This window comes from Candidatus Aminicenantes bacterium (genome assembly GCA_026393795.1).
Lineage (GTDB): Bacteria > Acidobacteriota > Aminicenantia > UBA2199 > UBA2199 > UBA2199.
This window is the reverse complement of the sequence record JAPKZL010000219.1, coordinates 1-11,221: the sequence shown is the minus strand read 5'-3', so window position 1 is coordinate 11,221 and position 11,221 is coordinate 1. Positions and strand designations below refer to the sequence as shown.

The 11,221-nt window shown below is 49.1% G+C and carries 8 protein-coding genes and 1 pseudogene; 1 reads left to right on the top strand and 8 read right to left on the bottom strand.

Going from position 1 to position 11,221, the window contains the following annotated elements; genetic code table 11:
- The 6 genes and pseudogenes from NTW95_10760 to NTW95_10735 all read right to left on the bottom strand — a co-directional run.
- The coding region (locus tag NTW95_10760; GenBank protein MCX6557893.1) for a dTDP-4-dehydrorhamnose 3,5-epimerase family protein at window positions 1-133 on the bottom strand (133 nt) is incomplete at its 3' end.
- Window positions 130-1,008: a glucose-1-phosphate thymidylyltransferase RfbA gene (gene rfbA, locus NTW95_10755; protein MCX6557892.1), complete on the bottom strand. Its 879-nt coding sequence runs from the start codon at window positions 1,006-1,008 to the stop codon at window positions 130-132. The genes rfbA and NTW95_10760, both read right to left, overlap by 4 nt.
- Window positions 1,005-2,096: a dTDP-glucose 4,6-dehydratase gene (gene rfbB, locus NTW95_10750; protein ID MCX6557891.1), complete on the bottom strand. Its 1,092-nt coding sequence runs from the start codon at window positions 2,094-2,096 to the stop codon at window positions 1,005-1,007. Before rfbB ends, rfbA begins: the two co-directional genes overlap by 4 nt.
- A 37-nt stretch (window positions 2,097-2,133) precedes the next feature.
- Window positions 2,134-2,488: pseudogene (locus NTW95_10745) on the bottom strand (four helix bundle protein).
- A gap of 42 nt (window positions 2,489-2,530) precedes the next feature.
- Window positions 2,531-3,727 carry a Wzz/FepE/Etk N-terminal domain-containing protein gene (locus tag NTW95_10740; protein ID MCX6557890.1) on the bottom strand — a complete coding sequence of 399 codons (1,197 nt, stop codon included), beginning with the start codon at window positions 3,725-3,727 and terminating at the stop codon, window positions 2,531-2,533.
- 664 nt (window positions 3,728-4,391) lie between these two features.
- The gene (locus NTW95_10735) at window positions 4,392-7,058 is read right to left on the bottom strand and encodes a LuxR C-terminal-related transcriptional regulator (GenBank protein ID MCX6557889.1); all 2,667 of its coding nucleotides are present in this window, start codon (window positions 7,056-7,058) and stop codon (window positions 4,392-4,394) included.
- 311 nt (window positions 7,059-7,369) lie between these two features.
- On the opposite strand from NTW95_10735, the gene pepF reads away from it, so the two are divergent.
- Window positions 7,370-9,301 carry an oligoendopeptidase F gene (gene pepF / locus NTW95_10730; protein ID MCX6557888.1) on the top strand — a complete coding sequence of 644 codons (1,932 nt, stop codon included), beginning with the start codon at window positions 7,370-7,372 and terminating at the stop codon, window positions 9,299-9,301.
- 119 nt (window positions 9,302-9,420) lie between these two features.
- Here the strand turns inward: pepF and NTW95_10725 are convergent, their stop codons facing one another.
- Complete coding sequence (locus tag NTW95_10725) at window positions 9,421-10,524, bottom strand: glycosyltransferase family 4 protein (GenBank protein ID MCX6557887.1); 1,104 nt, start codon at window positions 10,522-10,524, stop codon at window positions 9,421-9,423.
- Between the two features lie 302 nt (window positions 10,525-10,826).
- Window positions 10,827-11,221: polysaccharide biosynthesis C-terminal domain-containing protein (locus NTW95_10720; protein MCX6557886.1), on the bottom strand; the 395-nt coding region annotated here is incomplete at its 5' end.

Below are 11,221 nucleotides of genomic sequence, written 5' to 3'. Positions count from 1 at the left end.
CAAAGCGTATAGCCCCAATCTCTTTTTCAAAAACTTCATGCCGATATGATTCAAAAAAATAGCCTCTGCTATCGCCAAATATCTGTGGTTCAATAATTTTCACATCAGGGATTTCACTGGATATGATTTTCATAATTTTTCTAATAAATTATGTAAATATTGGCCATATTGACTATTTTTTAAGGAATCGGCAACTCTTGAAAGTTGAATATCATCAATGAAGTGATTTCTCCAGGCAATTTCTTCGATACAGGCAATTTTAAGGCCCTGTCTTTTTTCAATTGTCTGCACAAAATTGGTTGCTTCGGTCATCGTTTCATTAGTCCCGGTATCAAGCCAGGCATATCCCCTTCCCATCATTTCCAATTTCAGTCTTTGTTGTTTGCGAAATTCTTCATTTACAGAGGTGATCTCCAGTTCACCACGAGCACTCGGCTTTATCTTTTGTGCGATCTTTACCACCTCATTGGGGTAGAAATATAAGCCAACGACCGCATAATGAGATTTTGGATTCTTTGGTTTCTCTTCAATGGAAACTACATTTCCTTCGTTATCAAATTCAGCAACACCATATTGTTCTGGATTATTAACATAATATCCAAACACAACCGCTTTTTTCTCATTATTCACTATGTTTACAGCATTCTTCAGTAATTCGTTTAATCCGGCCCCATAAAAAACATTGTCTCCCAAAATTAAGCAAGTGCTATCATGACCAATAAATTCTTTGCCGATGATAAATGATTGAGCCAACCCCTCTGGTCTTGGTTGTATCGCATATAATAAAGAAACACCAATGTTTTCCCCATTCCCCAGTAAGTCTTCAAATCTTGGCAAATCAGTGGGGGTCGAGATGATGAGTATTTCTCGAATATGAGCCATTAATAATATAGATAACGGATAATAGATCATGGGTTTATCATAAAGAGGCAATAGTTGTTTGGAAACAACTTTGGTAACCGGCCATAAGCGGGAGCCGGCCCCACCGGCTAAAACAATTCCTTTCATGATCGCACTCCAAGCCTTTCCAAATTGTACTTTTTTTCCTGAATCGCCTGCCACCAGGTTTTATTGTCTATGTACCACTTAATGGTCTTTTCTAAACCGGAATGATAACTATGGCTTGGCTTCCAGCCCAACTCATTTTTAATTTTGGAAAAATCAATGGCATAGCGATAATCATGGCCCGGCCGATCGGTGACAAAAGTGATCAAGCCCTGATACGATTGGTCATCGGCTCGGGGTTTGATTTCATCCATGATAGCGCAGATGTTTTTAACAACATCGATATTTTTGATTTCATTGCCGCCCCCGATATTGTATGACTCGCCGATCTTTCCCTTGTTCAAAACTTGCCATAAAGCGTTGCAGTGATCCTCCACATAAAGCCAATCGCGAATATTGGCCCCCTTGCCGTAAATCGGTAGAGGCTTTTCATGCAAGCAATTGATGATCATCAGGGGAATCAGCTTTTCAGAAAACTGGTAGGGGCCGTAGTTGTTTGAACAATTGGTCAGCAAAACCGGCAAATTGAACGTTCTGTGCCATGCATTCACCAAATGATCGGAAGCCGCTTTTGACGCGGAATAGGGAGAACTTGGATTATATGGGGTTGTCTCTGTGAAAAATCCGGTTTCCGCCAAGGCGCCAAACACTTCATCGGTAGAGATATGCAAAAACCGGAATTGATCTTTTTCCAACCCCGCCAATGATTTCCAATAACCAAGGGCTTCTTCCAAAAGGGTAGCGGTTCCTTTTATGTTGGTATCTATAAAAACCATGGGTGAATCAATGGACCTGTCCACATGACTTTCCGCGGCAAAATTGACGATGGCATGCGGTTTAAACTGCGATAACGTTTCTTTTAACAGCTGCCTGTCGCCGATATCTCCCTTTATGAAAAAGTATCTTTCCTCATTCCATTTTTCTTTGATTTCGCTTAGATTATCTTCGTTCCCGGCATAGGTTAAATTGTCATAATTGACAACCTTTCCATGAAATCCGCTATTATTGAATAAATAATGGATGAAGTTGGAACCGATGAAACCGGCACCGCCAGTTATTAGCAAAGTGTTTTTATTAATGCTATTTGCCATTATCGTTGGTTGTTAAGTCGTTGATCGTTGATCAGGGTTAAGTTTTAAGGGAAACGGATTTGATGAGGCCATGGAGCATGGATGATATTTCTTTTAGTTCGGTAACGAGTTCAATGGCTTGGGTATCCGGGGAAATGCCGATTTGTTGGGCGATATAGACTTGCGTGCGTAATTCGCCGGTTGAGCCCTTGGCAATGCAAAAAGCGAATATATTCGGCCTTGCTATTCCTTTCGGCCCCTTCAGCAATATTGGAAGCTATGGAGACCGCCGCTCGCGTCATCTGGTCTTTCAATCCGTAATCTCGGCAATCTTTCAAAATTTCATATGCGCGCACCGCCAGCCTGCAAGCCCGCTTCCAAACATCCAACTCCTCAAACGAACGATACGCCATCTTCACACCTTTTTTCTTGAACCTTAACCACTTAAACCTTTTTCACTCTTGCCGAAATGCTTTGATTCTCTTTTTGTTGCTCTGCCACCAATGCAGAACCAGCGTCAAAACAATGAAAAAGAAAAAAGAAAGAAAGCAGGTAGTAATAACAATGATGCTTTTTCGCGGTGCGATGTGCCTCTCAGGGAGAGTGGGGCCGGAAATGAAGCGGCAGTTGGTGAAAAAAGCAAGGTCAAATGTCTGCAGGTCGATGTTCAGATTGTTGAAAACCTCTTTTACTGTACCTATGGCAAAATCCTTCTTTTTAAACACCTCGCATTTGATGGCTTTGATCTGCGTAAAAATCATTTCTCCGCGTCTTCCTAGTTTATTCAATGCATCGTTGCACTTTGAAAAATATTCCCTTTGAATAAGCAATTTTTCCTTTTCTCGTTCCAATTCGGCAAGAGTTCGCCGCTGGTCGGCCAGGGCTGATTCGATGCCGACCAATTGCGTGACCGGTGCCAGGAAACGAGATCCTCCTTCCTGGACTGAGACCAGTTGCCGGTTTTCGATCATGGCTGATGCGGGATACTTGGTCAAAATGGCCTTGATATCCAGCATTTTTTTGGTATTTTGCAGCACATTAAACTGAGCAATGATAATGTTGTTCTCATTCTTACTCAGTTCCGAAATAACTTTGCTATAATCATCTTTGATGTATTCGTACAACGACACATACAGCAGGCAATCGCGGACATATTGACCGAAGAAGCTGACGCAGTTATAAGCTTTTTGTGGAGAATCGGCTTCATAACTCAAGGATAATCCCAGTACCGAGTTAGATTCATCCTTGGCCGACGCTAAATCTCCTTTGGCAATGGCATACACTGGCAGGATCCATTTATTGATGGCAGCCATGGTCTGGAAATCTTTTTTAATTTTGGCAAGATCATTTTTGCTGCAAGATTTATTCATACTGGCATATTGATAAAAGCGGTCGGGGTTGGAAAACTGCGGGGCGCTTTTCTTGAACAAGGGAACAGAAATGCCGATATTTTTTTCTGTCGGGTTTCCCAGTTGATAAAACCCCTCACTGCGATAGGTTTTGGGGATAAAAAAACTTAATGCCACCGCAAGCAAAGTTACCCCCAGGGTACCGAAGAAAATCAGTTTCCAATGCCGCCAAAAAATGGCGAAAATTGCAGTTAAATCAATTTCATCAACATTCAATCTTTGATTTGGAACAGTTTCGCTCATGGTTTGCTCCTGTGATTTGTTCAAGAATCTGGTTTAAACAATAAATATGTTGTCTCAACGTGATAGATAAATTAGATCCACCATCTTCGGGGATTGTCTCACTTGATGATTTCGACAGTACCAACACTATGTTTTTGGCAATTTCGGTGTGCCGCCAAAAACATATAGTGTTGGTATAGTCACACTAGATGGTTTCAGCGACTGCCAGAATTTGCTGAAACTATAGTGTGACTATTCACATGGCTGGTTGAAATCATAGTGAGAATAACCAAGGTCGGCGGATGATTTATGCTGTCCCAGCGGGACAGATAAATCAAATCCGTCAATGTTGACGGATGATTTATGCTGCCCCTCGTATCCACTCGGGAGATACTTTCACTATGATTTTCGCATGAGATGGTTTCACTTTCTTGTTAAACTTGGTGAAACCATAGTGATGGTATACAAACTATATCCGCCGGCGTTCCGCCTGGCGGATAGTTTGTGCTGCCGCCGTTGGCTACTTGCGTAGTCTCAACCTTACTTTTAAAAATAAAAAACATCCTTCCATCAATTAAGTAATTTTAATAACATAAAATATTTTTTTTGTCAAATGCTGCCTGCTATTGCAGAATTCCACCATTATGGTTTTCTGCTGGCGTAAACCAAATCTAAAAATTTGTATTTACTTGACCTGGAGGTTCTTGAAGAGGGTAATCAGCTGGGCACGGTTCTTGACGCCGATTTTCTGGTAGATGCTGTAGATATGATTCTTCACCGTGCCCATGGCGATAAAGAGGGCATCCTCGATTTCCTTGTTGCTCTTGCCTTTGAGCAGCAGCATGACGATCTCTTTCTCGCGCTGCGAAATATCGCATTTGCTTAAGTACTGCTCCATGGCCGCTTCGGTCCTGATCCGCGCCGCCAAGCGCCGGGTGCGGGTCCGGTTGAGCAGGATGAAAACAAAAACCAACAGCAGGAAGGCCGAGACGCGGAACCACCAGGTCTGCCACCAGGGCGGCCGCATGTCGATGGCCAGCGCCACCCCCTGCTCGTTCCAAACGCCGTGGTTGTTCGAGCCCTTGACCCGGAAAACATAATGCCCCGGCCTGAGATTGCTGACCGTGATCTCATGGCGGTTGCCGATATGGATCCAGTCATCGTGCAAGCCTTCGATCTTGTACGCATACTGGTTGCGCCGCGGATCGGCATAGGAGAGGGCGGCGAAGGCGAAGGAAACGATCGAGTCCTTGTATCCCAGCTCGAGCTTTTTGATGCGGCTCATGTCGCCGGCGATCGTCTGGTTGCGGTTGAAGATCTCCACTTCGGTGATCACCAGCGGCGGCACATGGGGGTTTTCCTTAATGTTTTCCGCGAAAAAGCAGGTCAGGCCATTCGGGCCGCCGAAGAACAGCTCATCGTCCGCGCCCTTGAAAAAAGCCTTCGGCAAGAACTCGTCGGCCTGCAAGCCGTCACGGGCGGTAAAGTTGCGAAAAACGTTCCGCTGCGGATCGAAGCGGCAAAGCCCGTGGCTGGTGCTCAGCCACAGGTTGCCCGCTTTGTCCTCGAGTATCCCCAGGATGGTATTGTTGGGCAGCCCTTCCTCGGTGGTCAGATGGCTGAACGTCCCCCGGGACCGGTCGAAGAGGTTCAGGCCGCCGCTGTTGGTGCCGACCCAAAAGCGGCCCCGGCTGTCTTCCAAAAAGCAATAGATGTTGTCGCTGCTCAAGCTGGCAGGGTCATCGCTCCGGTGGCGGTAATTTCTGACAAACCTGCCATTCTCAGGATCGAAAAGGTAAAGGCCGCCTCCATAGGTGCCGATCCACATCGAGCCGCCGGCATCCTGGTACATGGCGATTACGATATCAGGGCCGAAGCGGGACGCCGTCGGCAGGTCGTTGAGATAAACGCGAAAACTACCCCGGCCGCGATCGAAAAGATTTAATCCGTCCTCGGTCCCGACCCACAGCCGGCCTGAACGGTCCTCGAAAATGGCGAGGATCGAATCGTTGCTGAGTCCGCCGCCGTTCTTGCCGCTGTGGTAATAACCGGTAAAACGGTCACGGCCGATGTCATAGCGGTGAAGCCCGCTGGTGGTCCCGATCCAGAGCGTTTGCCCGCGATCGACCTGCAGGGCGGAAATGAGCATCTCCTTGACAGCCCGCGGATTGCCGGGCAGGGAGGTGAAGGTTTTTTTCTCGTCCACGCTGCGATTGGCTCCGAACAGGCCGTTTTTGTAGGTTCCGATCCACAGCCAGCTGCGCTTGTCCTGGCAAACGGAGAGAACCGGGAAGCGGAAATCGCTCCGCTCCCTTTCGATGAGCTCGGGGCCGTACAGGGAGAATTGCCGGGTGCGCAGGTCATATTTCCAAATGCCGCTGAACGTCCCGGCCCAGAGAATGCCCTCGGGGTCCTGGTACAACGACAGGACAAAACGGTCTTGGAGCAGGAGGTGCGGTACGGCGCCGGCCCGGAAATAAATGGCCAGCTGCCCCGGCTGGGGGAAAAAATAGATTCCCGCCTCGCAGGCGATCCAGATGCCGCCGCGGTCATCAGCGATGATGTCCAGGATGCGGCTGCGGTAAAGATGAGGAAGGGGCGAAGTCCCGCCGCTTTCCTTGCTTTGGAAAGTTCCGTCACGTTTGTTGAAAAGGACGAGCCCGGCCTCGGTGCCCAGCCAGAGGTTGCCCAAACTGTCCTCAAAGATCGTATTGATCTGGTCGCTGCCTTTGCCGGTATGGATGATGGCAGCGCCGCTGCCGCTCAACGCCCGGCACTGGCCGCTGGCACGATCGTAGCGGTGAAGACCGTCGCGGGTGCCAATCCACAAGATCCCGGCATTGTCCTGGTGCAGGCTGAGGATGGCGCAGGCGCTGTTGACGCCGGCCCTTTCCTGGGCATGGAGGATGCGCAGGAATGTCCCGCGCCCGGGGTCGAAAAGGTTCAAACCGTTTTCGGTGCCGACCCAGAAGGACCCCTTGCCGTCGGGCAGGATGGCCTGGACGGTATCATGGCTCAGGCTGCGCTCATTGTGGGGGTCATGGCGATAATGGCTGAAGCGTTCGCGCCCGGGATCGAAATGATCGAGGCCGCCGCCCAGGGTGCCGATCCAGATCGTGCCGTCGCGATTATTCAGCAGGCAGCTGATGCGGTCATGGCTCAGCCCTTCGTCGTGGTGCTGGCTGTGGCGATAGACCTTGAAGCTGTAGCCGTCAAAACGGTCCAGCCCGTCTTCGCTGCCGAACCACATGAAATGGTTGCGGTCCTGGAGCATGCAGATGACCGTATTCTGGGACAAACCGTCTTCGACGGAAATATTCTGGAAAGGGGGCTCATCGGTGTATCCGGGCAACGGCAGGACTGATGCAGCAACCAGAAAGGCAACCCAGCAGCAAATGGAAACCGGCCTGAGCCATAAAAGGCTTTTTCCACAGGCTTGACGATCACTGTGACGTTGCGAAACGGTACCCGGGCCGACTGTTATGGTTCTGCTGTTCATGACCTTGCCAGCGCATGTTCCTTTCTTTACTAAAGACGTATTATACACAAAAAAAGTTCAATTTTATTGATTTATAAATAATTTTCGCTTTATCTCGGGACAAGAAAAATCAAAACCAAACCCGGCCTTTTTCCGTATCTGCTTTCTGATCAAGGAGCCAAACAATGACAAAAGTTAATCCGCTGTTTGTTTTACTTCTGGGCGGCCTCCTGCTACCGCCGTTGCTGAACGTTGCCCAAGAAAAGAAAAGCCAAAAAACGATCCCCGATTATTCCATGAACGACCGCAAGGACGTGCCGACGGAATATACCTGGAAAATCGAGGACCTTTTTCCGTCAATTGAAGCTTGGCAGGGCGAAAAGGAAGCCGTGGTCGCGCGCATCGCCCAGATCGACGAAAAAACGAAAGGCTGGACGGCCTCGGCCCAGTCCATGCTGGCACTCCTTGACCTGATCGACGAGATCGACCTGAGGAGCAGCCGCCTGAGCTCGTATGCCAGCCACCAGGGCGACACCGACATGGGCAACAACCTCTTCCAGAGGATGGAGGGGGAGATCCGCTCCATCCTGGTGCAGCTGAACTCCAAGCTGGCTTTCCTGCAGCCCGACGTCCTGGCCCTGGGCGTCGAAAAGTTTTCCGCTTATCTCAAGGCCGAACCCAAGCTGGCCCCGTACCGCTTCACCATCGAGAGCATCCTGCGCGAAAAGGACCACATCCTGCCCGGAGACCAACAGCGCATCGCCTCGCTGACCGGCCTTTTTTCGGGCGCTCCCGGGCGCGCGTCCGGGCAATTGAACGACGTGGAGCTTCCGCCGGCCGAAATCACCCTCAGCGACGGGCAGAAGGCAACCCTCAACTTTCCCGCCTATCTGCGTCTGCGCGCCTCGAAAAACGCGGCCGACCGCACCACGGTCATGACCGCCTTCTGGAAGAACCAGAAAAAATTCGAGAATACCCTGGCCATCCTGCAGGACGGCGCCATCAAGCAGCACTGGTTCAGCGCCCAGATCCACAATTACACCAACTGCCTGGAAGCCCGCCTGTTCGGCGAAAACATCACGTCCGAGGTTTACCAACAGCTGATCCGCTCAGTACACGAATTCCTGCCGGCCCTGCAGCGCTACCTCGTCCTGAAGCAAAAGATGCTCGGCCTGCCCAAGTTCCGCTACGAGGACGTTTACGCCTCGGCGGTCCAAGCCGTCGATAAGACCTATACCTTCAACGAGGCCAGGAAACTGATCAGCGAAGCATTGAAGCCGCTGGGCAAGGATTACGCGGCCCAGCTGAAACAGGCATTTGACAACCGCTGGATGGACCTGTATCCCAACAAAGGCAAGGAAAGCGGCGCCTATTCCGGCGGCGTATACGGAGTGCACCCCTTCATCAAGTTGAACTTCAACGGAGACTACGACGCGGTTTCCACCGTTGCCCATGAGCTCGGCCATGCCATGCATTCCCAATTTTCCAACCTGACCCAGCCCTACGCCACGTCAAACTACACCACTTTCCTGGCCGAGATCGCCTCGACCTTCAACGAGCACATGCTGATGCATTACCTGTTGAAGAATGAGAAGGACGACCTTTTTAAGCTGTACATCCTCGACAATTACCTGGACGGCTTCCGCGCCACGTTGTACCGCCAGACGCTGCTGGCCGAGTTCGAACTGGTCATGCACAACCGCGTGGAACAGGGGCAGACCCTGACCGCCGACTGGCTGGACCAGAAATACCTGGAATTGACCCGCCAGTATTACGGCCACGACAAGGGGGTCTGCCAGGTCGACGATTATATCGCGGTCGAATGGAACCGCATCCCCCATTTTTATCTGAACTACTACGTGTTCCAGTACAGCACCGGGCTCATCGCCTCCATGGCCCTGAGCGACATGGTGCTGCACGGCGGCGTCCCGGCGCAGAACCGCTACCTGGATCTCCTGAAAGCCGGCGGCAGCGACTATCCGCTGGCGATCCTGAAAAAGGCCGGCGTGGACATGACCACGGCCGCGCCCTACGCCGCCGCCCTCAAGCGCTTCGACCAGCTGGTCGGCGAGATGGAAGCGATCGTGGTCCGGTTGAAGAATCAGAAAAAATTCTGATACCAACACTATGTTTTTGCGTTACAAGTACCTCGGTGATATTTCCATATACTGCAAAAGCCTTGCGGCTGGAGCGGCTTTAATGAATTGGGGCCTGGCGCCGACAAGGGTCAGTACTTTTACTTTATTTCCCCATACAAGTTTAGGAGTTTTTTTGACTCATTCATCCAGTTGAATCGTTTTTCAATCACTTCTCTTCCTGCTCTTCCCATTGCGCGGCACATTGCTTTATCGGACAACAGGCCGGCAATGGCTTGGGCTATTTTTTCAGGCGAGGAAGGATCCACACATACACCACACTGATTTTTTTCAACGATTTGACGCCACAAGGGAAAATCGGACACTACCAAAGGCATTCCGGCCGCCATGTATTCAAACATCTTGTTTGGCTGCGAATACTCATAGTTCAGACTGGGCAATAATGTGGCCACGCCCAAAGCCGAACATGCCAAAATATTGCTCACTTCATCTCGCCCGACAATGCCCCTATAATCGACGAATTTCCAGCCCGTCAACGACATTAACTCTTCCTTATAGGCCTTCCTTAGAAATGGGCCGCAAATAATCAGCTTCACATCCTGTAATATATCTAGTGCTTCAATTAGTTGCGTTATACCGCGCTCTCTGGAAATTAATCCTATATAACATATGGTACGAGAAAACGGCTGCCTTTCATCAGCGGGTTTGAACTCATCCTGAATTGGGTAGTTGTAGATGGTAAGGCTATTTGGATTGATACCCTTGAAGCGTTTGGTTATGAATGGCGTAGCGCAAATAACCGCATCCAGCCTCTTGGCGATGAAGTTCTCCAATTTCTCAAATAAAAATGAAAGCATTTTGCGAAATACAGTAGGAATCCAATACTTGTATAAGATATCTCGCGTAATATCATCATGTGAATCATATATGAAATGATGTTTACCCCTGTTAAGAAGAAACCCAACTGGCAGGAGCTCGGGGTCATGAAAATGAACAATGTCGGCCGGTACGTTGCGCAGTAAGCGATACGCTCGCCAGGGAGACAAAAGTATCCGTCTGAGTCTGCCGGAGGGGGGACTTCCCAGATCAATGATTTTAATCCCATCACGGTCTTCATCTCCCTGCCCATCCTGCACCACCAACGTCACGTCATACCCATGAGCAGCGATGGAACGGCACTGTTTATAGAAAATGCGGACATCATAGCGGCTATGAACAGTCGTGAGATGAATAATCTTACGCATAGCCGGTGATGCCGTCCAGAATTGGGCCGAAAATGATTTCCATTTTTTCTTTTCCTACAGAATACAAGAGGATGCACTGTCCGCAACCAAAAGGAGTTTAACGAAAAAAATATATATTTGCAATAGGAAATTGAAAAGCAGGATCAGGGTCAGCGATCCCAACCCCAGGTCATTTATTTGTTGTCTTATCTTACCGATTGTCAATCATATCTTGCTTATTGCTGGAGGAATTCGATAGTGGAGCCGATCCCTCTCTCTGCAATCCGAATTTCGAACTCACTAATGTTTCCCTGATGTGCCATCTATCTTCTCCATAAAACAAAACATCTCATCTTCGCCAAAGCTCCAATATAAATTCTAAAATCCTGAGGCTTGATGACCAGCATGTCAAAAAGACTATTGCCTGATATCTTCATGAAAGCAACAAGCACAACCATGGCAGTCACAGTATAAGAAATGGTTGAAGCCAAAGCTGAGCCAGCAATACCCAGCTTTGGAATGAAGAATATGTTAAGTGGTATATTAACCGCCAGCGAAACTCCAGCGGCTACTGTGTTAATCATGGGCTTTCCTCTACCGGCCATTTCACTGCACAAAACCTTGCATATGCTTGATGCCACTATACCTGGCAGCAGAAAATAAAAAGGCTGAACCGCTGGAAGGAAAGCGGAACCGAAGAGGAGGACGATTATATATT

Bases quoted from the DNA above. Each gene is read 5' to 3' on its own strand.
- rfbA (MCX6557892.1), bottom strand. From the start codon at position 1,008: ATGAAAGGAATTGTTTTAGCCGGTGGGGCCGGCTCCCGCTTATGGCCG.
- rfbB (MCX6557891.1), bottom strand. From the start codon at position 2,096: ATGGCAAATAGCATTAATAAAAACACTTTGCTAATAACTGGCGGTGCC.
- NTW95_10740 (MCX6557890.1), bottom strand. From the start codon at position 3,727: ATGAGCGAAACTGTTCCAAATCAAAGATTGAATGTTGATGAAATTGAT.
- pepF (MCX6557888.1), top strand. From the start codon at position 7,370: ATGACAAAAGTTAATCCGCTGTTTGTTTTACTTCTGGGCGGCCTCCTG.
- NTW95_10725 (MCX6557887.1), bottom strand. From the start codon at position 10,524: ATGCGTAAGATTATTCATCTCACGACTGTTCATAGCCGCTATGATGTC.